Genomic DNA, 20,404 nt, shown 5'->3' with positions numbered 1-20,404 from the left:
TCGACGGTCGCGGACAGGGCGACCCCGGGACGAAGGGATGACTCCCGCCGGGCATCTGCCGAGACAGTGGGGGTGCGCGAAACGCTGTCGCGATCAACGAAAAGAGCACACCCGATGTCGACGGCGCCTCAGGCGCGGGACGAAGGGATGTGCTCAGATCATTGCGGGTCGAGGCTAGCAGGCTCGACCCGCACGGCGCAAGGCGCCGTCGGAGCGGCAGGGGCGGCGAAAGGGCGCCGCGGCGCTCAGGCGCTGAGGTGCAGCGCCTTCGCCGTCGCCGCGAGGCTGGCTGCCGCGAGCTCGGGGTCGTCGGACAGCCGGGTGCCGTAGCTCGGCACCATCTCGCGGATCTTCGGCTCCCACTCGGCCATGCGCTCGGGGAAGCAGCGTCCGAGCAGCTCGAGCATGATCGGCGCGGCGGTCGAGGCGCCGGGCGAGGCGCCGAGCAGGCCGGCGATCGTGCCGTCGGCGCCCGTGATGACCTCGGTGCCGAACTGCAGCACGCCGCCCTTCGCGCCGTCCTTCTTCATGACCTGCACGCGCTGGCCGGCCGTGATGAGCTCCCAGTCGCCCGTCTTCGCGGTCGGCATGAACTCGCGCAGCGCCTGCATCTTCTTCTCGCGGTTCGCGAGCAGCTCGCCGACGAGGTACTTCACGAGATCGAAGTTGCGGAACGCGACCTGCAGCATCGGTCCGAGGTTGTGCAGCCGCACCGAGAACGGCAGGTCGAACCAGGTCGAGGTCTTCAGGAACTTCGGCGTGAAGCCCGCGTAGGGGCCGAACAGCAGGGCCGTCTCACCGTCGACGACGCGGGTGTCGAGGTGCGGCACCGACATCGGCGGAGCGCCGACCGCGGCCTTGCCGTAGACCTTGGCCTGGTGCTGCGCGACGATCTTGGGGTCGGTCGTGCGCAGGAACTGGCCGGAGATCGGGAAGCCGCCGAAGCCCTTGATCTCGGGGATGCCGGAGTGCTGCAGCAGCGCGAGCGCGCCGCCGCCGGCTCCGACGAAGACGAAGCGGGCGTTGACGGTCTTCGGGGTGCCGCCGACGAGGTGGCGGAGCTTCAGGTGCCAGGTGCCGTCCTTGCGGCGCTTCAGCCGGGTGACCTGGTGGTTCACGTTGACCTCGCCGCCGCGGCGCTCGAGGTCGTCGAAGAGGTAGCGGGTGAGCGCGCCGAAGTCGACGTCGGTGCCGGCGGCGATGCGCGTCGCCGCGACCTTCTGCTTCGGGTGGCGCTTCTTCGCGAGCAGCGGGGTCCACTCGGCGATGCGCTCGAGGTCCTCGGTGTACTCGAGGTCGGCGAACAGCGGCTGGTCGGCGAGCGCGGCGACGCGCTTGCGCAGGTACTCGATGTTCGCCGCCCCGTGCACGAAGGTCATGTGCGGGGTCGAGTTGATGAAGTTGCGCGGCTCGGGCAGCTCGCCCTGCTCGACGAGGTAGGCCCAGTACTGGCGGCTGATCTGGAACTGCTCGTTGATCGAGACGGCCTTCTCGGGCGTGACCGTGCCGTCGGCCGCCTCGGGCATGTAGTTCAGCTCGCAGAGCGCGGCGTGGCCGGTGCCCGCGTTGTTCCACGCGTTGGAGGACTCCTGCGCGACCTCGCCGAGGCGTTCGTACACGCGGATGCTCCAGTCCGGCTGGAGCCGGGAGATGAGGGAGCCGAGCGTCGCGCTCATGATGCCCCCGCCGATCAGCACGACGTCGACGGTTTCCTCTGAAGTCACGCCCACAGTCTATGACCGCTCAGCAGGCCTCCTTGACCATCGTCCAGGCGTCGGCTATACGCGGTGTCCAGCCGGGTCATCCGGCCAGCGCCGTCCGCGCCCGCGCGAGCGCCTCCTCCCCCGCCCCGGCGCTCGCGAGTGCGAGCAGCGCGGCGCCCACGATGGGCGGCTGCTCGACGATCGCGAGCGTCGCCAGCGGGGCGATCCCGGTGAGGCCGCGCTCGATCGGTTCGAGCAGCAGCGGGTCGCGGGCCGCGAGGATGCCGCCGCCGAGCACGATCGGCACCGGCCGGTCGAGGAGTTCGAGGCGCACGAGGCACGCCCGGGCGAACGCGACGATCTCCTCGGCCTGCCGGGCGACGAGCGACGCGCCGACCGCGTCGCCCCGGCGGGCCGCCTCGAAGACGAGCGGCGCGAGCACGGCGAGCGAGCTCTCCTGACGCTGGCCGAAGTGCAGCTGCTCGATGAGCTCCTGCACCGAGTCGAGCTGCAGCAGTTCGAGGATCGCGCCGGTGAGCCACGTCGCGGGGCCCCGCCCGTCGGCGTCGCGGGCGGCGTGCCACAGCGCCTCGGCACCGAGCCCCGATCCGCCGCCCCAGTCGCCGGAGATCGCCCCCAACGACGGGAACCGCACGACCCGGCCGTCGGCGCGCACCCCGGCCGCGTTCACCCCCGTGCCGCACACGACGACGACCGCGTCGGGCTCGTCGGTGCCGGCCCGGAGCAGCGCGAAAAGGTCGTTCGCCACGACCGTCGACGGGCCCGCCCACCGGCGCCCGGCGAGCTCGGCGCGGAACTCGTCGAGCTCGCGGTCGAGGTCGAGCCCCGAGAGGTACAGGTTCGCCTGCGCGACCGGGGCACCCCCGGACACCTCGCCGATGAGCGCGTCGATCGTCTCGACCGAGCTGGCGAGGCCGTCGAAGTGCGGGCTCGACCCCCCGCCGCGACGGCGGGCGACGACCCGGCCGTCGAGCGAGAGGGCGATGGCATCGGTCTTCGAGCCGCCGCCGTCGACCGCGACGACGACCGCGGGCGCCGCGGTGCCGTCGGCGGACGCGGGGTCCGGCGGGATCGCGGTGCGCCCCGGCCGCGCGCCGGTCACGCCCACTCCAGGAAGCGCGCGTTCTCGGCGAGCAGGAGCTCGGTGAGCCGCTCGGCCCGCTCGTGCTGCAGCACGAGCGGGTGCGCCCGCATCGCGCGCAGCACCCGGTCGCGCCCGCCGTGCACGGCCGCGTCGAGCGCGAGCCGCTCGTAGCCGGCGACCGCGGCGACGAGGCCGGCGAAGTCGTCCGGGAGCGCCGCCACCTCCTCCGCGACGAATCGGCCGTCGACGTAGCGCGCCGGCACCTCGATGACGTGGTCGTCGGGGAGGAAGGGCAGCACGCCGTCGTTGCGCAGGTTGACGACCCGCGGCACGGCGTCGCCGCCCTGCATCGCGGCGAGCAGCTCGATCGCGGCCTCCGAGTAGAACGCGCCGCCGCGCCCCTCGAGGGCCTCCGGCTTGGTGTCGACGTGCGGGTCGGCGTAGAGCTCGAGGAGCTCGTGCTCGATCGCGCGCACCGCCTCGGCGCGGGTCGGCTCGGCGAGCTGCTCGGCGAGCACCTCGTCGTGCGCGTAGTAGTAGCGCAGGTAGTAGGAGGGCAGCGCGCCGAGCTGCGAGACGAGCGCCGGCGCGAGGAGCACCTCCTCGGCGAGCTCGTCCAGCCGACCGCCGATCAGCTCGGGCAGCCGGTCCCGGCCGCCGACGCTGACGCTGCGCTCCCAGGTGAGGTGGTTGAGGCCGACGTGACCGAGGCGCACCTCGTCGTGGCCGACGTCGAGGAGGCGCGCGAAGCGCCGCTGGAAGCCGATCGCGACGTTGCAGAGCCCGACCGCGCGATGGCCGTGCTCGAGCAGCGCCCGGGTCACGATGCCGACGGGATTCGTGAAGTCGACGATCCAGGCGTCGGGTTTCGCGTGCCGGCGCACGGCCTCCGCGATCCGCAGCACGACCGGCACGGTGCGCAGCGCCTTCGCGAGGCCGCCAGGTCCGGTCGTCTCCTGCCCGATGCAGCCCGCCTCGTGCGGCCAGGTCTCGTCGGCCTGCCTCGCGTCCTGTCCCCCGACGCGCAGCTGCACGAGCACCGCGTCGGCGTCCGAGACGCCGGCGACGAGGTCGCTCGTGCCGACGACCCGGGCCGGGTGGCCCGCCCGGGCGAGCATCCGGGCCGCCATCCCGGCGACGAGGCGCAGGCGGTCCGGGTCCGGGTCCACGAGATGGATCTCGGTGAGCGGCAGCTGCGCGCGCAGACGGGCGAAGCCGTCGATGAGTTCGGGGGTGTACGTCGATCCGCCGCCGATGATGGTGAGCTTCATGGGGTCCTTCTCTCGAGCACGGCTGGGATGCCCCGGCCGGAGTGCTGGTCTGTGGGGTCGCGGCGCGTCGCCCGGTCCGGGCGTCGTCCGCGGGAGGGTGATGGGTGGCGCGCTCAGACGAGCGGCAGGATGTCGGCCTCGAGCCGGTCGCGGATCTGCTGCACGAGCTGCTGCCTGGCGCCGAGCAGCACGGGCTGCGGGCCGGTGCCGCTCGAGCGCACGACGAGCTTCGGGTGCGCCGCCCGGTCGATGCGCTCGGCGACGAGCTCGGCGAGGGCGTCGCCGCCCGCGCTACCGCTCGGCCCGCCGAGCACGAGCATCGCCGGATCGAGCAGGGCGAGTACCGGGTGCGCGGCCATCGCGATGCGTTCGGCGAGCGCCTCGAGCAGGGCCGGGTCGCCGTCGAGCCGCTCCAGCGCCGAGGCGAGCGGCTCGCTCGGCGCACCGCCGAGCAGCTGGACGACCGCCGGCCCCCCGAGGAGGTCGGTGAAGTCGTTCGCCTCCGGGGCGAAGGCCGCCGCCGTCTTCGGCACCGGTAGGTAGCCGATCTCGCCCGCGCCGCCCGAGGCGCCGCGGTGGACCGCACCGCCGAGGTCGATGCCGACGCCGAGGCCGTCGCCGATCCAGAACAGCGCGAAGCTCGAGGCGTCCTGGGCGACGCCCGCCGCCCGCTCGGCCATCGCCGCGAGGTTCACGTCGTTGCCGAGGGTGACGTCGATGCCGAGCTCGCGGGTGATCCGCGCCTCCGAGCCGACCGCGGGCCAACCGGGGAGCGTGTCGGTCAGGGAGAGCTCGTCCTCCTCGCCGAAGAAGGCCGCCTGCACGCCGATGACGACGCGGCTGACGCAGGCCGGATCGGCCCCGGCCGCCGCGCAGGCCGCCTCGATCGCCGCCTGTACGTCGCCCTCCGGTGAGCGGGCTCCCGGCGGAACGATCTCGGCCACCGGGTGCTCGCCGCCGAGCGCGTCGACGACGACCGCCTGGATCGAGTGCGCGAGCACCGAGATCGCGACGCCGGTGATGCGGTCGACGCGCACCCCGTAGCTCACGGCGTTCGGGCCGCGGCCGCCGGAGACCTCGCCGACGGGGTGGATGAGCCCGACCCGCTCGAGGCGCTGCAGCATCTGCGTCGCGGTGGGCTTGGAGAGGCCGGAGAGGGCGCCGAGCCGCGAGCGCGTCAGCGGCCCGTGCTCGAGCAGCAGCCGGAAGGCGGTGCGGTCGTTGCGCGCCGCGAGCCACGCCGGCGTGCCGGGATCGATCGCGCTCATCTCCACCTCCTCCCCTGGTGTCGCGCTGGTCACTCTAGTCGAGCGGATTCGCTCTCGAACGCTCATCCCGCCTCCCGCCGTACCTCGTCGCGGAGCTGTCCGAGGCGGTCGGGATCGGCCGCCGCGTCGAGCAGGGTCTTCGTGTAGTCGTGCTGCGGATCGAGGATGACCCGCTCGCTCGGTCCGCGCTCGACGATCTCCCCGCGGTACATCACGAGGATCTCGTCGGAGAAGTGCCGTGCGGTCGCCAGGTCGTGCGTGATGTACAGCACGCCGAGCCGCTCCTGCCGCTGCAGCTCGGCGAGCAGGTTCAGCACGCCGAGGCGGATCGAGACGTCGAGCATCGAGACCGGCTCGTCGGCGATGATGAACCGCGCCCCCGGGGCGAGCGCCCGCGCGATGGCGACCCGCTGGCGCTGCCCGCCGGACAGCTCGTGCGGGCGGCGGTCGGCGAACTTCGCCGCGGGCGAGAGCCGCACACGCTCGAGCAGCTCCTCGGCCCGTTCGCGCACCTCGGCGCCCGAGAGCCCGGGGTGGTGCAGCCGGATCGGGCGCTCCAGGTGGTGCACGATCGAGTGGAACGGGTTCAGCGAGCCGAACGGGTCCTGGAACACCATCTGCACGTCGCGCCGGTAGGCGGCGAGCCCGCGCCCCCGGTTCGCGCTCGGCGCGCCGTCGAGCAGGATCCGCCCGCCCGTCGGCGACTCGAGCTTCGCGAACATCCGCGCGATCGTCGACTTGCCGGAGCCGCTCTCGCCGACCAGGGCCACGGTGCGCCCCGGCTCGAGCTCGAGCGAGACGCCGCGCACCGCGTGCAGCGTGCGCACCTTCAGGCCGCTGCGCAGCCGGAAGTCCTTCTCCAGTCCCTCGGCGCGGAGCGAGCCGGCCTCCACGGCGGGCCGCGTCACCTGGGCGGTCATGCGGCGCCTCCCTCGCCGGCGGCGAGCGCGACGGAGCCCGCGACGGAGCCCGTGACGGCGGCGGTCGCCCCGGTCACCCCGGTGCGGATGAACGCGCCGCCCTCGCCGCGGAGGCTCGGGAAGCTCTGCAGCAGACGCCTGGTGTACGGATGCCTCGGATCGCGGAAGATGCTCGCGGCATCCCCCTGCTCGACGATCTCGCCCTCCAGCATGATCGCGATGCGATCGCTGATCTCGATGAGCAGCGGCAGGTCGTGCGTGATGAAGATCACCGCGAAGCCGAGCCGTTCGCGCAGCCGCATGATCTCCCGCACGATGCCGCGCTGCACGACGACGTCGAGCGCCGTGGTCGGCTCGTCCATGATCATCACCTGCGGATCGAGCGCGAGCGCCATGGCGATCATGACGCGCTGGCGCATCCCGCCGGACAGCTCGTGCGGGAAGCTCGACAACCGCGCCGGGTCGACCCCGACGAGCGAGAGCAGCTCGGCGCTGCGCGCCTCGCGATCCGCCTTCGGCATCCCCTTCCGGTGCGTGGTGAAGACGTCGTGGAGCTGCTTCCGCACGTTCATCACGGGGTTCAGCGAGTTCATCGAGCCCTGGAACACCATCGACACCTTGTCCCAGCGGTAGGAGCGCAGCGCCTCCCCGTCGAGCTGCACGACGTCGATGTCGCGGCCGCTCGCGTCGTGGAACACGACCTCGCCGCCCGTCATCACCGCCGGCGCCTTGAGCAGCCGGTTGAGGCCGTAGGCGAGGGTCGTCTTGCCGCAGCCCGACTCCCCCGCGAGGCCGAGGATCTCGCCGCGGTGCAGGGTGAGCGAGGCGCCGCGCACCGCCTGCACGGGCGGGTCGACCTCGTAGTCGATCGAGACGTTCGTGGCGGTGAGGACCGCCTGGCCGAGTGCCGTCATGCGAATGCTCCGGTGTCCGCGACGCCCTTGCCCGCCTTCGTCGCCTTGCGCTGCCGCTTGGCGTTCTCCGGGGCGAGCCTGAGCTTGGGGTTCACGACCTCGTCGATCGCGAAGTTGATGAGCGAGAGCCCGGCGCCGAGCGCCGCGATGATCGCCCCTGGCGGCACGAACCACCACCAGGCGCCGGTGCCGACGGCCTGCCCGGTCTGCGCGTCGTTCAGCATGGTGCCGAGCGTGATCGAGCCGGTCGGGCCGAGGCCCAGGTAGGAGAGGCCGGCTTCGCCGAGCACCGCGAGGATGACGCCGAAGATGAACTGCGCGGCGAGCAGCGGCACGAGGTTCGGCAGGATCTCGACGAAGATGATCCGCGCCGGCCGCTCGCCTGCGACGCGGGCGGCGGCCACGTACTCGCGGGTGCGGAGCGAGCGGGCCTGCGCGCGCAGCACGACCGCCGAGCCCGCCCAGCTCGTGATGCCGAGCACGAGGGCGACGAGCAGCGAGCTGCGGGCGAGCGGCCCGAGGCCGTCCGCGTTCTGCACGTAGGCGGCGATCACCATGACGACGGGCAGGCCCGGGATGACGAGGACGATGTTCGTGATGAGGGTCAGCACCTCGTCCGCGATGCCGCCGAAGTAGCCCGCGAAGACACCGAACAGCCCCCCGAGCACGAGCGCCACGAGACCGGCGACGAGGCCGATGAACAGCGAGCCCTGGGTGCCGTAGGCGAGCTGGGAGAACACGTCGTAGCCGAGCTTCGTGGTGCCGAGCCAGTGCTCGGGCCCGGGCGGCAGCAGCGCGGGGTTGTTCGAGTCCCGCGGCGGCTGCGCGATGAGCGGGCCGAGCAGACCGAACAGGGTGATCGCCCCGACGATGACGAGGCCGGTCACGAGCTTGCCGGAGCGCCGCGGCAGGAGCCCGCGGAAGCGCCCGCCCCGCCGCACGGCGGCGGCGCTCGCGGCGGCGACGGCCGCGGTGGCGGTCGCCTCCCTGGCGCTCTCCCGCGCGGCCTCCGCGCCGATCGGCGCGCCGAAGGGCAGATCGGGGGCGGTCTCGGCGCCGGCGCCGGGCAGTTCGCCGCCGGAGCCGGACTCGGTGAGGGTCTGCCGGTCAGCCATTGTGCCGCACTCTCGGGTCGATAAAGCCGTAGATGAGGTCCATGACGAAGTTCGCCGCGAGCACCGTGAGGGTGATCACGAGGAACACGCCCTGCATGAGCGCGTAGTCGAGGCCCTGCACGGCCTGGATCATGAGCTTGCCGATGCCGGGGTAGCTGAACACCTGCTCCATCACGATCGAGCCCGCGACGACGAAGCCGAGCGCGATGCCGAAGCCCGCGAGGCTCGGGATCGCCGCGTTCCGCGAGGCGTACTTCGTGCGGATCCGGCGCGGGGTGAGGCCCTTCGCCTCGGCGGTGACGATGAAGTCCTCCGACATCGTGGAGACCATCATGTTGCGCATGCCGAGCAGCCAGCCGCCGATCGAGGACAGCACGATCGTGGTGGCGGGCAGGACGGCGTGCCAGACGGCGCTGCCGAGGAAGGCCCAGCTCCACTCGGGCCCGCCCGGGAACTCGAAGACGTCGTAGCCCCCGATGATCGGGAAGATGCCGAGCTGCACGGAGAACACCGCGACGAGCACGAGCGCGAGCCAGAAGTACGGGATCGACTGGAACACCGTCGTGACGGGCACGAGGTGGTCGAGCCAGGTGCCGCGCCGCCAGCCGACCCACGCGCCGACGACGATGCCGAGCACGAAGGAGATGACGGTCGCGGTGCCGACCAGCACGATCGTCCACGGCAGCGCCGCGGAGATGAGCTCGGCGACCGGGGCCGGGTACCTCGTGGAGGAGACGCCGAGGTCCCCCTGAAGCAGCCGGCCCCAGTACGCCAGGTACTGGTCCCAGAGACTGGTGCCCTTCTCGGCACCGAGGATCGCGGTGATCGCCTGGACCGTCTCCTCGGAGAGCGGCCGGCCGGCGTTCGCCCGGCGCAGCTTGCCGAGCATGATCGCCGCGGGGTCGCCCGGCAGGAGCCGGGGCAGCAGGAAGTTGAGCGAGATCGCCGCCCAGAAGGTCACCAGGTAGAAGGCGACCCGTCGGAGGTAGAAGCTCATCCCTGCACCGCCCGTGCGGAAGGGTGTCGTCTCATCGGGATCACGCGCCTACTCGGCCGGCTTCAGGTGCGTGAGCACGACCGCGTTCGCCACCGAGAGGTAGGGCAGCGGCGCCGCGTAGAGGTCGTCCTCGGAGGGCCATCCGCTGAACTTCTCGACGTTGAAGAACGACTGCGAGGCGTTCAGCACGACCGGGATGTACGGCAGGTCGCGCGCGATCTCGGTCTGGATGGTCGCGTAGGCGGCCTGCTTCGTCGGCACGTCCTCCGTGCCGCCCGCGGCGAGCACGGCGGCGTCGACCGTCGGGTTCGAGTAGCGCGAGTAGTTCTGCCCGACGAGCGGGGTCTCGCCGACCTTGACGGTCGAGGTGCCGGCGAAGTACTCGTGGTAGTTCGAGTACGGATCGGCGACGAGGCTCTGGGTGAGGCCGTAGAGCGTCATCTGGAAGTCGCCCGACTGGATCGGCGTCCAGTACTCGGCATCCGACACGGTGCGCGCGTTGATGCGGATGCCGGCCTCTGCCGCCTGCTCGGAGATGAGCTTGGCCGCGTCGTTGTAGTCGGTCCAGCCGTCGGGCGAGAACAGGTCGATCTCGAAGGAGGCGCCGTCCTTGCCGTAGAAGCCGTCGGACTGCTTCGTGTAGCCCGCCGCCTCGAGGATCTGCTGCGCCTCGGCGACGTCGGGGTCCTGAGGGCTCGTGGTGAGGGCGGGGTCGCTCAGCCACTGCTCGTCGCGCGGCAGCAGCATGAAGGAGGGCGAGGACTCGCCGGCGAGCCCGGCGAAGGCCTTCTCGCGAATGGTGGAGCGGTTGATCGCGACGTCGATCGCCTGGCGCACGGCGGGGTCGGTCTGCGGGCCGGTGCAGCCGAGCTCGGCGTTCGCGCACGTCGTGATCGTCGTCGGGTCCTGCTGCAGGTTGAGCGTGGCGATCTTGCCCGAGCCGGTGACGGCGTCGGGGTTCGCGATGAACTGGCCGACCCAGTCGATCTTGCCGGTGGTGAGCAGGTCCTGCGCGGACTGGTTCGAGTCGAGGCCGAGGTACTGCACCTGCTTCACCTCGGGGGCGCCGTCGCGGAACAGCTCGTTGGCCTCGACGGTGTAGGCGGCCTCGGTGAAGCTCTTGAGCTTGTAGGGGCCGGAGCCGACGGGCTCAGGGTTCGTCTCGGCCATGAAGTCGTCGATCTTCTCCCACACGTGCTTGGGGATGATCCAGGTCGAGCCGAGGGTGAGCGAGGCGCTCGTGAACTGCGGCTCGGTGTACGTGAGCACGACGGTGGTGTCGTCGGTGGCCTCGGCCGAGACGAACTGCTCGCTGACGTTCGAGCCGTAGCCGAAGGTGAAGGCGACGTCCTCGGCGGTGAGGGCTTCGCCGTCGTTCCACTTGAGATCGGGCTTGATCTTCACGGTGAGGGTCTTGCCGTCTTCGCTGTACTCGTAGCTGTCGCCGATCATGCCGGTGGGCGGGTCGGCGGAGAGCTGGTTGAAGAAGAACAGCGGTTCGTAGATGGCGCCGAAGGTCGCGTGCACGGCGGTGTCGACGGCGAAGGGGTTGAAGTTGTTGTTGATCGGGGTGGCGCTGCCGGCCCAGACCCGCAGGATCGCGTCGTCGCCGCCCGCGGAGCCGCCCGAGGGCGAGCAGCCGGACAGCCCGAGGGCGAGGGCCGAGGCACCCGCGGCGAGCGCGAGCGCCAGTCGGCGCGTGGTTCGAATCATCGTTCGTGTTTCCTCTCTGGCTTCATTGCGTGGAAGAACAGCGACGTCGCGCAGGATCTCGGTGGCGAGCGTTACCGGAAATGAAGCTAACAGAAAACTTTCTATCCAGAAAGAACCAATTCAATTAATCGCACGTCCCCCTGCCCGGGCGGGTTCGAGCAGGCGGCGCGGCGAGCGGGGAAACCGGAGGCCCCTAGACTGACCGGAACGGGGGGAAGGACGCGGCCATGACGGCATCGGGAGCTGGTGAGCGTTCGCGCACCGCCACCCGCCGCGCCGTGCTCGCGAGCGGCGCGATCGCCCTCCTCGCCCTGCTCGCCGCGTGCGCCCCGGCCTCGTCCGCCGACTCCCCCTTCGCCGGCCGGACGCTGTACCGCTCCCCCGACTCCTCGGCCGCGATCGCGGCCCGCACCGGGGGCACCGCCGCCGAGCGGGAGGCCGCCGCCCGGCTCGCGGAACGCCCCACCGCCACCTGGCTCGTCCCCGAGCGCCTGCCCGCCGGCGAGGTCGGCCCCGCCGTCGACGCGCTCCTCGACGACGCCGCCGGCGCCGCCGCGCTGCCCGTGCTGGTCGTCTACGGCATCCCCGACCGCGACTGCGGCGGTCACAGCGCCGGCGGCCTCGCCCGCACGCCCTACCTCGCCTGGATCGACGAGATCGCCGCCGCCATCGGCGAACGGTCCGCCGTCATCGTCCTGGAACCCGACGCCCTCGCGCTCGCCGAGGCCTGCCCCGACGCCGCCGCCCGCCCGGCCCTCGTCCGCGAGGCGGCCGCCCGCCTGCCCGCGACCACCACCGTCTACCTCGACGGCGGCCACTCGGCCTGGCTGCCGGCCGAGCGCATGGCCGAACTGCTGCGGGCCGCCGGCGTCGACCGGGTGCGCGGCTTCGCCACGAACGTCTCGAACACCCGCACGACGAGCGAGGAGCGCGCCTACGCGCACCGCGTCGCCGCAGCGCTCGGCGGCGGTCACGCCGTCATCGACGTGTCGCGCAACGGCTCGGGACCGCCGGCGGATGCCTCGTGGTGCAATGTACCCGGGCGCACGGTCGGCGAGGATCCGGGCCCGCTCGACGACGAGGTCGTCGACGCGGTGCTCTGGCTCAAGCCGCCCGGCGAGAGCGACGGCACCTGCAACGGCGGCCCGCCGGCCGGGCAGTGGTGGCCGGAGGCGGCGATCGCCCTCACCGGCGGCGGCTGAAGCGCGAGGAGACCGCGGCGACGGGACGCCGGCGGTTGCAGCGGACGACGGGCGACGGGACGCCCTGGACGAAGGAAGATCGGGGAACATGACGGCCAACCAGGCGAACGGCGAACGCATCGCGGTGATCATCGAGGACGACCTCGACATCCGCCAGTTGCTCGTGGAGGTGCTCGAACAGGGCGGTTTCGAGACGCACAGCGCGGGCAACGGACTCGACGGCATCGAGCTCGTGCGTCGGCACGACCCCATCGTGACGACGCTCGACGTGAGCATGCCCGGCATCGACGGCTTCGAGGCCGCCCGGCGGATCCGCGCGTTCAGCGGCACCTACCTCATCATGCTGACCGCGCTGGGCGAGGAGGCGGACACCCTGATCGGCCTGCAGTCCGGCGCCGACGACTATCTCGTGAAGCCGTTCCGCCCCAGGGAGCTGCGCGCCCGCATCGACGCGATGCTACGCCGGCGTGAACGGGAGCGCGACAGCCGGACCGACGTCGAGTCGCTGACGGCCGGCAGGACTGCGGATGCCTCGACCCCGGCTCCTGCGCCTCCGGCTCCGGCTCCGGCATCCCCCTCCGGCGCCGCCGAGGCATCCCCGGAGACCTCCGCGCCGCCCGCTCCGGAGCCGGTCGCGGCGGAGCCCGCGGCAGCGGACGCGACGACCGCGCCGGCCCCGCTCACGGGCGCCGCCGACGGACACGACGGCTGGTACGAGCACCGCGGCCTCCGGCTGCAGCCGGAGATGCACCTCGCCTCCCTCGACGGCGAACAGCTCGAGCTCACCCGCAGCGAGTTCGAGCTGCTGCGCCTGCTGATGGACTCCGGCCGGCGGGTGCGCAGCAAGGCGGATCTCGCGCTCTCGCTCCGCGGGGAGAGCTACGTCACCTCGTACTACGTGAGCGACGCCGACAAGCGGGCCATCGAGGTGCACCTCGCGAATCTGCGGCGCAAGCTCGGCGAGAGCGCCACGCAGCCGAACTGGATCGAGACGGTGCGCGGCGTCGGCTACCGGATGACCGCCGAGGACTGACCCCCGCCGCCGACCGCGGCCGGACGCCGGACGGCCCGCCGGGCAGTCGCCTGGCGGGCCGCTCGACGTTCGGGTCCCGGGGGGGGGATTCAGCCGAGCTCAGACACGGTAGCCGTGCTGGCGGCGCACGAGCTTGCCGAACATGCCGAGCGTCTGCAGCACCGTGATCGTGCCGAGCACGGGCCAGCCGATCCAGAGGATCGAGGACTGCACCACGGGGCTCAGCTGCGTCCAGATCGCGACCATCGCGATGACGATCGCGAGGCCGACGAGGAGCGGGGTCAGGTAGGCGTGGCCGCCGCCCCGCTCGGCTTTGGCCTGCTCGGCCCAGTTGTCGACCTGCTTGCGCGAGGCGAACTTGACCCAGGCACGGGCGAAGTGGCCGAGCCGGATCCACATGTAGACCTCGGCGGGCACGAGCAGCGCCGCGAAGAGGATGTCCTTCGCCGTGCGGTGCTTCATCGACAGCGCGATGCGCACGTTCAGCAGGATCGCGACCACCGGCGGGATCAGCCAGATCGGGCTGAACACGAAGGCGTTGATCGAGAGCGAGCCGGCGAGCAGCACGAGGAACAGGATGCGCGTGATCGCGTTCGTGGCCATCGAGAGGTTCTCGAGCCAGCGCAGGCGCAGGTTCGGGTGGAACGGCTGCCCCTTGGTGTCGCCGCGCTGGCCGGGCCACATCAGCTCGATGGCGCCGTAGTTCCACTTCACCTGCTGCGCGTCGAGCGAGCGCAGGGTCGTCATGCCGCCGACGTCGGCGCGGGCGCGGGCGGAGATCTTCGTGAGGTAGCCGGCGCTCTTGATCTGCAGCGAGAGCAGGGAGTCCTCGACCTCGCTGTCCTTCACCCAGGGGGTGACCTGACGATTCGCGGTCATCGCGTCGCGCAGGGCCTTGGTGGAGAAGATCGAGTACTGACCGCCGAGCACGGCCATGTTGCGGCCGCGCAGCATGTTCTGCATGTTGAAGGCCGCGAACTGGGCGCGCTGGCCGGCGATGAGGAACGGCGCGACGACGCCGGAGAACGGGCGGTCGTCGATCGAGTAGATCGCCGAGATGCCGCCGATGCGGCTGTCCGAGGCGATCTCGGCCTCGAGGAATTCGACGGCCTGCGGGTCGGCGACGGTGTCGCCGTCGACGCCGAGCATGAAGTCCATGCCCTCGACGAGCGAGTAGCCGTAGTTCAGCGCGCCGACTTTCTTGTCGGGGTTCTCGCCGATGTCGTGGATGAACACCTCGGTGAACTGCTCCACGCCGTCGTCCTCGCGGACGTGCAGGCCGGCGTAGGCGGCGGCTCGCTCGACCGTGCGGTCGGTCGAGTTGTTCACCACGACGTGGATGACGTCGGGCAGTCGGGTCTGCCCGAGGAGCGACTCGAGCACCTGCCCGATCGACTCCTCCTCGTTGTAGGCGGGGACGATGCATCCGATGCTCGCCCGTGACACCGTGATGGTGTCGACGACGGCGGCGAAGTCATCGAACTGCGGAGCGACTTCGGGTGTGTCGGTGTGCAGCGGCCGCGCTCGGGTCGCCGACACCGCGGCATCGGCCCCGGGGGTGGGCCGGTGGAGTGCGGTGTCGGTCATGACGTGGCCTTTCGTTTCGACTTCGTGGGTATTCATCGGCTGCAGCGTCCCCGCTCCAACAGGATCGAGTCTGGCGGGCCGACCGCAGCGGGAACCTTGGGATGCGATAGCGTCGCCTCAAGATCTGCTCAAGATTCGGGACTCTGGGGGACGGATGCGATCGAGCGCGCGCGAACTCGGCCGGGCACGGCGGGCGGCCGCCATCGTCGCGATCTCGGCGGCGGCCCTCGCCACCGCGGGCTGCCAGGCCCCGCCCTGGCTGAACCCGACGGATGCCCCGGCCTCGACGCCGCCCGCGACGAGCGCGCCGCCGGCGCCGATCCAGAACGACCTCGCCTCGGGCTCGGCGACGCGCACCATGGAGGTCGGCGCGATCACGCTCACGGCCGACTACTGGTCGACGCTCTCGATGGACCGCTGGACGGCGGCCGCGCAGAAGCCGCTCACCTTCTCGCTGCGCTCGACGGTGACGCCCTCGGACGGGCAGAAGGTGTACCTGTCGCGCGTCACGGCGACGCCGGTGGTGCGGGCCGCCGACGGCGGCGAGCTGCCCGGCTTCGACCCCATCGTCGACCAGTCGACGGTCGCGCCCGGCTACCTCGTGCTCGACCCGTACACGTACAGCCAGACGTTCACGCTACCGCCGCTCGATCCCCGGGCCGCGAGCGTCGAGCTCTCGATGCGCTACGAGCTGCTGCTGCAGTCGACGCCGACCTCGAGCGACTACGCGAAGCAGACCGCGGTCGACACGCTCGTCATCGCGATCTCGAGCGGCGACGCGACGGCCGAGCCGTCGCAGACGCCGTCACCCTAGTCGGCGATCGCGTCGCCGCCGGACTCGCGGGCGCGCTGCGCCGCTTCGCCCGACGCCGCCAGCAGGCGGTCGAAGTCGTAGCCCACGGCGTCGCTGCCGGCCATCCCGATGCTCGCCGAGAGCCGCAGTCCGTCCGCCTCGACCATGGTCTGCTCGCCGATGCCGCCCTGCAGGGCGATCGCGGCCCGTCGCGCGTCCGCCATCCGCGGAAACGGCGCGACGACGAGCAGTTCGCCGCCGCCGTCGAAGGTGCCGATCGCCGCGGTCGGCGGGGCGTAGCGCCGCACGGCCGCGGTGAAGCGATCCGCCAGGGCCGAGCCGGCGGAGCGCCCGAAGGCGGTGTAGATCGACTCGACCTCGTCGAGGCCGACGCGGAGGAAGACGAGCTGCTCGTCGTGGAAGTTCGCCCGCTCGAGCTGGTCCTCGACCACGCGGCGCAGGGCGCTCGAGGTGAGCACCTCGTCGTCGGACCAGTGCGAGACCCCGCCTCCCCCGCTGTCGCCGACCCGGTCGGAGCGGAGGATGACGAGGCTGACCGTCATCACGATGATGAGCGTCATCATGACGAACGCGGCCGCCTCGCTGCCGAAGAAGGTGCGGAACACGGGCGCGTCCGGGCCGAGCACGAAGTAGGCCACCGTGCGGAAGGCGTAGAAGAGCGCGACGACGATGAACGACACGGTGAGCCCGCGGGCAGCCCAGTGGCTGCGCATCGGCTTCCGGAGCGATTCGGCGGCCCCCAGTCCGGAGAAGGCCGCGAGCGCGAGGAAGAGCAGGGGGGCGCCCGCCCAGTCGCCGCCGTCGGGCCCCTCGGCGAGCACCGCGACCCCGGCGCCCGTGGCGACGACGAGCGGCACCCAGAGCAGATCGTTGCGCGCGTTGAAGGCGCGGGCGCCGCACCACAGCAGTCCGGCCGTCAGCACCATCGCGCCGTTGCCCACGGCGACGGCCCACCAGGCGCCCGGCACGAGTATCCACACCGCGTACGAGATGGAGGTGAGCATCCCGCCCATGAAGGAGACCGCCCAGAGGCGGCCCGCCGTGTCCGGCCGGCGCAGCACGGTGTCGAGGATGAACATCAGCCCCGCGATGATCGTCACCGTGCTCGTCGCGAGCTGGACGGTGTACAGGTCGATCGTCATGCGTCCTCCGGGCCCGCGACGGGCAGGGTCACGATGACGGTCGTGCCGCTGCCCTCCTCGCTGTCGATGTGGATCTCCCCGCCATGGCGTTCGACGAGCTCCCGTGCGATGCCGAGGCCGAGGCCGCTGCCGTGCACCGTGCCCTGGCGGACCCCGCCCGAACGGAAGAAGCGCTCGAACACCTTCGGCAGCTCCGCCTCGGGGATGCCGATGCCGGTGTCGCGGACGACCACCCACGCCATCCCCTCGTCGACCGTCGCGCCGACCATGACCTCGCCGCCCTGGCGGTTGTACTTCACCGCGTTGGAGACGAGGTTGTCGACGACCTGGCGCAGCCGGAAGCCGTCGGCGCGGACGACGGCCGGCTCGCTCGTCGTGATGGTCAGGCGGATGTCGCGCTCGTCGGCGCGGGCCTGCGCGGCCTCGACGGCGTCGCGGAGGACGTCGTGCAGGTCCACGGGGGCCAATGCGAGCGGCACCGGCGCCTCCGCGTGCTTCGCCGACTGCAGGATGGAGGCGATGAGCTCGAGCATCCGGTCGCCGTTGCGCTGCATGATCTCGAGGTTGCGGGTGACGTTCGGCGGCAGCCCCTCGGCGTCGAGGGAGAGGTCGATGTAGCCGAGCACGGAGGTCATCGGCGTGCGCAGCTCGTGCGAGACGGAGGCGACGAGGTCGTCGCGGGCGCGCACCGCGTTCCGCTCCTCGGTGATGTCCCGGGCGACGATGACGCCGCCCTCGAGGCCGCCGTCCTCGTCGTAGAGGCGCCTGGCGGTGACGGAGACGGCGCGCAGCTCGCTGCCCTCGCCCGGGATCCAGGTGACCTCGTCGTCGAACTCCTGGCCGGCGGCGGCACGGTTGAACGGCAGTTCGGCCCGGCTGAGCGGCGTCGCGCGGTCCGCGGCGAAGGCGACGCCGTCGCGGGCGGCGTCGGGGTCGGCGACGTCGAGGCCGTAGAGCTTCGCGTAAGCGGTGTTCATGACGCCGCCGCGGCCGTCGCGATCGAGCCGCACGACCCCGAAGTCGACGGCGTTCAGCACCTCGGCGAGCCGTTCCTCCTGCTTGTTCGCGCGGCGGAGCGCCCGCTCCAGCTGCTTCGCCTGCGTGCGCAGCAGCACCCGCTGCGCGCCGGCTCGGCGGGAGCTCAGGACGGTGCTCGTCGCGATGAAGCTCAGCACGATCGGCAGGAGCACCACGGAGGGCACGCTGACGGCGGTGAACGCCCGCTCGCTCACGAGCTCCGAGATCCACACGAGCGCCGAGGAGGTGGCGACCGCGATGATCGCCCCCGTGAGCCCGAAATAGCTCGCGAGCCAGATCGTCGGGAAGAACCAGAGCAGTCCCACGCCCGCGGCCGGCTCGGCGATGCGGATGAGCCCGATCGCGAGGATGTCGACGATCGGCAGGGCCATCACGAGCGCCCGTGGGAAACGGTGCCACGGGACGATGATCGCCACCCCGGTCGCCGTGAAGACGAGCGCCACCGCGACGATGGCGATCGGCTTCGTGAGCGCGACCGGCGAGAACAGCAGCAACGTGAACACGGCGGTCACGAGGACCGCGCCGAAGAGCAGCTGCGAGAGGACGACGGAACGGTCGAACGTGGCGCCGGCGCGCCGCGAGTCCCCCGCTCCCGACATGCTCAGAGCCTAGGCCCCGGATGCGCGCGCGGACGCGCATCCGGGGCCGCGCCTCAGGCGATGCCGCCGCCGTCGACGACGAGCGCGGAACCCGTCACGTAGCTCGACTCGTCGCTCGCGAGCCAGACCACCGCGGAGGCGATCTCGCGGGGCTCGCCCATGCGGCGCAGCGGCCGGTCGGCGGCCTCGGCGAGGAAGCCGTCCTCGGCCTGGCCGAGCTGGCGCGCCTCCTCGCGGAGCATCCCCGTGTTCACGTCGCCCGGGTTCACCGAGTTCACCCGGATGCCCTGCGGCCCGTGGTCGATGGCGAGCGCCCGGGTCATGTTCACGACGGCGCCCTTCGACGCGCAGTACGAGATCGCCTGCCCGCCGCCCTTCAGTCCCCAGCCGGAGCCCGTGTTCACGATCGAGCCGCCGCCCGCCGCGGCCATGACGGGCACGACGTGCTTGCACATCAGGAAGATGGAGCGCACGTTCACGCCGAACACCCGGTCCCACTCCTCGACGGTCGTCTCGACGGCGGTGGTGCGGCGGATGATGCCCGCGTTGTTGAAGACGACGTCGATGCCGCCGAACGCGGCCTGCGTCTCGCGCACCACGCGCTCGATGTCGGGCTCGCTCGACACGTCGGCGGCGATCGCGATGGCCTCGCCGCCCGCGGCGCGGATCTCCTCGGCGACGCGCTCGGCGGCTGCGCCGTCGAGGTCGACGACGGCGACCCTCGCGCCCTCCGCCGCGAGGGCGAGCGAGGAGGCGCGGCCGATGCCGCCCGCGCCGCCCGTGACGATGGCCTGCTTGTTCTCAAGGCGCATGGCCTTCTCCTTCGGTTCGCGAGACGGGGGATGCCTCGGCGTCTGGTGCGTTGACAGGGTAGATGCTGCTCGTGCCCGGGCCGGTGACGACGCGGACGAAGCCCGCGAGGCCGCGGTCCACGCCGGGGTCGCCGGTGTCGACGAGCAGCGGCCGCCCGCCGAGCTCGACGAGCTTCTGCTCGGGGGCGACGACGAGCAGCGGCTCCGCGCCGAGAGCCCGGAGCACGCGCGCGGAGAGCTGCTGGTTGCCGCGGCCGAGCAGGAAGCCCTGCCCGCCGATGATCGAGACGACGGCCCGGGCGGGCCCCGCCGCGATCTCCTCGACGAGCTCCGCCTCGCTCGCGGCGGCCCGGAGGAGTCGCCCGTCGAGCACGACGTCGACGCCCAGCCTCGTCTTCGGCACGCCGAGCCGACGCGCGAGCTCCGCGGTCGTACCGCCGGGGCCGAGCAGATACCGTACGCCCGGCTGCAGCAGCCGGAGCGCGCCGTCGACTGCGGCTGCGACGGCCGCCGCCTCGCTCACCGGGGTCGCCGCCTTGCGCGCCTGAGTCCGCCCCGGCCGGACCGGCACGGGCATGGCCGCGTGCAGGCGCGGTTCGACCCGGCCGCGACGCAGCTCGTCCTCGTCGAGGTCGAGCACCTCGCGCTCCTCGACCGGCAGCCCGCCGTCGAGCCAGGCCGCGGCGAGCGCGCCGGCGGCTCGCGGACTCACGGCGAAGACCGGCGAGTACATCTTGACGCCGGCGGGGATGCCGAGGGCGGCGACGCGGGCACCGCCCTCGTCGCGACGCGCGTCGAGGGCCGTGGCGACGTCCCTGGCCGTACCGTCGCCGCCGGCGAAGAGCACGAGCCCGGCCCCCGCGTCGGTGAGCGCGCGCACGGCCGAGACGGTGTCGGCCGGACCCGTCGCAGCACCCGGTCGCATGACGATCCGCGGCACGAGCCCGGCGGCGAGCACCGCGTCCTCGCCCATGGGCCCCGCCGCCGTCAGCACCTCGAGCGGCCCGCCTGTCGCCTCGCGGACGAGCTCGAGGGCGAGCCGCGCCCGCTCCCCCGCCCGCGGCTGCGCGCCGCGCTCGGCCGCGCTGGCCTGCACGGCGACCCCGTCGGAGCCGCCGAGCCCCGCCGGGCCGCCGACGCCGGCGACGGGGTTCACCACGAGGCCGAGCAC

At 72.4% G+C, this 20,404-nt stretch carries 17 protein-coding genes; 3 read left to right on the top strand and 14 right to left on the bottom strand.

The window, feature by feature from the left end:
* Positions 1-245: 245 nt before the first annotated feature.
* The 9 genes from IEY71_RS06440 to IEY71_RS06400 form a co-directional block, all read right to left on the bottom strand.
* The gene (locus IEY71_RS06440; RefSeq protein WP_189084422.1) at positions 246-1,730 is read right to left on the bottom strand and encodes a malate:quinone oxidoreductase; all 1,485 of its coding nucleotides are present in this window, start codon (positions 1,728-1,730) and stop codon (positions 246-248) included.
* 70 nt (positions 1,731-1,800) lie between these two features.
* Positions 1,801-2,826, bottom strand: coding sequence for an N-acetylglucosamine kinase (locus IEY71_RS06435; protein WP_229781551.1), 1,026 nt, complete (start codon positions 2,824-2,826; stop codon positions 1,801-1,803).
* A complete protein-coding gene (locus IEY71_RS06430; RefSeq protein WP_189084421.1) occupies positions 2,823-4,079 on the bottom strand; it encodes a family 4 glycosyl hydrolase in 1,257 nt (418 codons plus the stop codon). The genes IEY71_RS06435 and IEY71_RS06430 overlap by 4 nt, the downstream gene beginning before the upstream one ends.
* Positions 4,080-4,192: 113 nt before the next feature.
* On the bottom strand, positions 4,193-5,347 hold the full coding sequence (locus IEY71_RS06425) for an ROK family transcriptional regulator (protein ID WP_189084420.1): 1,155 nt from the start codon (positions 5,345-5,347) through the stop codon (positions 4,193-4,195).
* Between the two features lie 62 nt (positions 5,348-5,409).
* The gene (locus IEY71_RS06420; RefSeq protein WP_189084419.1) at positions 5,410-6,267 is read right to left on the bottom strand and encodes an ABC transporter ATP-binding protein; all 858 of its coding nucleotides are present in this window, start codon (positions 6,265-6,267) and stop codon (positions 5,410-5,412) included.
* Positions 6,264-7,181, bottom strand: a complete 918-nt coding sequence (locus tag IEY71_RS06415) for an ABC transporter ATP-binding protein (RefSeq protein WP_189084418.1) — start codon at positions 7,179-7,181, stop codon at positions 6,264-6,266. The genes IEY71_RS06420 and IEY71_RS06415 overlap by 4 nt, the downstream gene beginning before the upstream one ends.
* On the bottom strand, positions 7,178-8,296 hold the full coding sequence (locus tag IEY71_RS06410) for an ABC transporter permease (protein ID WP_189084417.1): 1,119 nt from the start codon (positions 8,294-8,296) through the stop codon (positions 7,178-7,180). The genes IEY71_RS06415 and IEY71_RS06410 overlap by 4 nt, the downstream gene beginning before the upstream one ends.
* Positions 8,289-9,293, bottom strand: coding sequence for an ABC transporter permease (locus IEY71_RS06405; RefSeq protein ID WP_189084416.1), 1,005 nt, complete (start codon positions 9,291-9,293; stop codon positions 8,289-8,291). The genes IEY71_RS06410 and IEY71_RS06405 overlap by 8 nt, the downstream gene beginning before the upstream one ends.
* 48 nt (positions 9,294-9,341) lie before the next feature.
* Positions 9,342-11,006, bottom strand: coding sequence for an ABC transporter substrate-binding protein (locus IEY71_RS06400; protein ID WP_189084415.1), 1,665 nt, complete (start codon positions 11,004-11,006; stop codon positions 9,342-9,344).
* Between the two features lie 227 nt (positions 11,007-11,233).
* Between IEY71_RS06400 and IEY71_RS06395 the strand changes: the two genes are divergently transcribed.
* Together IEY71_RS06395 and IEY71_RS06390 are read left to right on the top strand one after the other, a co-directional pair.
* On the top strand, positions 11,234-12,208 hold the full coding sequence (locus IEY71_RS06395) for a glycoside hydrolase family 6 protein (RefSeq protein WP_189084414.1): 975 nt from the start codon (positions 11,234-11,236) through the stop codon (positions 12,206-12,208).
* An 88-nt stretch (positions 12,209-12,296) separates the two neighbouring features.
* Complete coding sequence (locus IEY71_RS06390) at positions 12,297-13,241, top strand: response regulator transcription factor (protein WP_189084413.1); 945 nt, start codon at positions 12,297-12,299, stop codon at positions 13,239-13,241.
* A 99-nt stretch (positions 13,242-13,340) separates the two neighbouring features.
* Here IEY71_RS06390 and IEY71_RS06385 read toward each other — a convergent pair whose 3' ends face one another.
* Positions 13,341-14,828 (bottom strand): glycosyltransferase family 2 protein, encoded by a 1,488-nt coding sequence (locus tag IEY71_RS06385; RefSeq protein WP_189084412.1) that lies wholly within the window; start codon positions 14,826-14,828, stop codon positions 13,341-13,343.
* A 154-nt stretch (positions 14,829-14,982) separates the two neighbouring features.
* Between IEY71_RS06385 and IEY71_RS06380 the strand changes: the two genes are divergently transcribed.
* Positions 14,983-15,642 (top strand): hypothetical protein, encoded by a 660-nt coding sequence (locus IEY71_RS06380; RefSeq protein WP_229781550.1) that lies wholly within the window; start codon positions 14,983-14,985, stop codon positions 15,640-15,642.
* Here IEY71_RS06380 and IEY71_RS06375 read toward each other — a convergent pair.
* The 4 genes from IEY71_RS06375 to IEY71_RS06360 are packed head-to-tail and all read right to left on the bottom strand — an operon-like array spanning position 15,639 to position 20,404.
* Entirely contained in the window at positions 15,639-16,784 is a 1,146-nt protein-coding gene (locus IEY71_RS06375; RefSeq protein WP_189084411.1) for a nucleotidyl cyclase domain-containing protein, read from the bottom strand. The two genes, IEY71_RS06380 and IEY71_RS06375, sit on opposite strands and share 4 nt — an antisense overlap.
* Positions 16,781-18,421 (bottom strand): sensor histidine kinase, encoded by a 1,641-nt coding sequence (locus tag IEY71_RS06370; protein WP_189084410.1) that lies wholly within the window; start codon positions 18,419-18,421, stop codon positions 16,781-16,783. The genes IEY71_RS06375 and IEY71_RS06370 overlap by 4 nt, the downstream gene beginning before the upstream one ends.
* 53 nt (positions 18,422-18,474) lie before the next feature.
* On the bottom strand, positions 18,475-19,233 hold the full coding sequence (locus IEY71_RS06365) for an SDR family NAD(P)-dependent oxidoreductase (RefSeq protein ID WP_189084409.1): 759 nt from the start codon (positions 19,231-19,233) through the stop codon (positions 18,475-18,477).
* Positions 19,223-20,404, bottom strand: a complete 1,182-nt coding sequence (locus tag IEY71_RS06360; protein WP_229781549.1) for an ATP-NAD kinase family protein — start codon at positions 20,402-20,404, stop codon at positions 19,223-19,225. Before IEY71_RS06360 ends, IEY71_RS06365 begins: the two co-directional genes overlap by 11 nt.

It is taken from the genome of Agromyces mediolanus (assembly GCF_014648575.1).
GTDB lineage: Bacteria > Actinomycetota > Actinomycetes > Actinomycetales > Microbacteriaceae > Agromyces > Agromyces mediolanus.
The sequence above is the reverse complement of the archived record's forward strand: the minus strand, read 5'-3'. Positions and strand labels throughout refer to the sequence as shown.

What these genes read in the sequence shown, in the direction of transcription:
- IEY71_RS06365 (WP_189084409.1), bottom strand. Translation starts at nt 19,233, where the DNA reads ATGCGCCTTGAGAACAAGCAGGCCATCGTCACGGGCGGCGCGGGCGGC.
- IEY71_RS06425 (WP_189084420.1), bottom strand. Translation starts at nt 5,347, where the DNA reads ATGAGCGCGATCGATCCCGGCACGCCGGCGTGGCTCGCGGCGCGCAAC.
- IEY71_RS06410 (WP_189084417.1), bottom strand. Translation starts at nt 8,296, where the DNA reads ATGGCTGACCGGCAGACCCTCACCGAGTCCGGCTCCGGCGGCGAACTG.
- IEY71_RS06430 (WP_189084421.1), bottom strand. Translation starts at nt 4,079, where the DNA reads ATGAAGCTCACCATCATCGGCGGCGGATCGACGTACACCCCCGAACTC.
- IEY71_RS06370 (WP_189084410.1), bottom strand. Translation starts at nt 18,421, where the DNA reads ATGTCGGGAGCGGGGGACTCGCGGCGCGCCGGCGCCACGTTCGACCGT.
- IEY71_RS06380 (WP_229781550.1), top strand. Translation starts at nt 14,983, where the DNA reads ATGCGATCGAGCGCGCGCGAACTCGGCCGGGCACGGCGGGCGGCCGCC.
- IEY71_RS06415 (WP_189084418.1), bottom strand. Translation starts at nt 7,181, where the DNA reads ATGACGGCACTCGGCCAGGCGGTCCTCACCGCCACGAACGTCTCGATC.
- IEY71_RS06400 (WP_189084415.1), bottom strand. Translation starts at nt 11,006, where the DNA reads ATGATTCGAACCACGCGCCGACTGGCGCTCGCGCTCGCCGCGGGTGCC.
- IEY71_RS06375 (WP_189084411.1), bottom strand. Translation starts at nt 16,784, where the DNA reads ATGACGATCGACCTGTACACCGTCCAGCTCGCGACGAGCACGGTGACG.
- IEY71_RS06390 (WP_189084413.1), top strand. Translation starts at nt 12,297, where the DNA reads ATGACGGCCAACCAGGCGAACGGCGAACGCATCGCGGTGATCATCGAG.
- IEY71_RS06385 (WP_189084412.1), bottom strand. Translation starts at nt 14,828, where the DNA reads ATGACCGACACCGCACTCCACCGGCCCACCCCCGGGGCCGATGCCGCG.
- IEY71_RS06420 (WP_189084419.1), bottom strand. Translation starts at nt 6,267, where the DNA reads ATGACCGCCCAGGTGACGCGGCCCGCCGTGGAGGCCGGCTCGCTCCGC.
- IEY71_RS06405 (WP_189084416.1), bottom strand. Translation starts at nt 9,293, where the DNA reads ATGAGCTTCTACCTCCGACGGGTCGCCTTCTACCTGGTGACCTTCTGG.
- IEY71_RS06395 (WP_189084414.1), top strand. Translation starts at nt 11,234, where the DNA reads ATGACGGCATCGGGAGCTGGTGAGCGTTCGCGCACCGCCACCCGCCGC.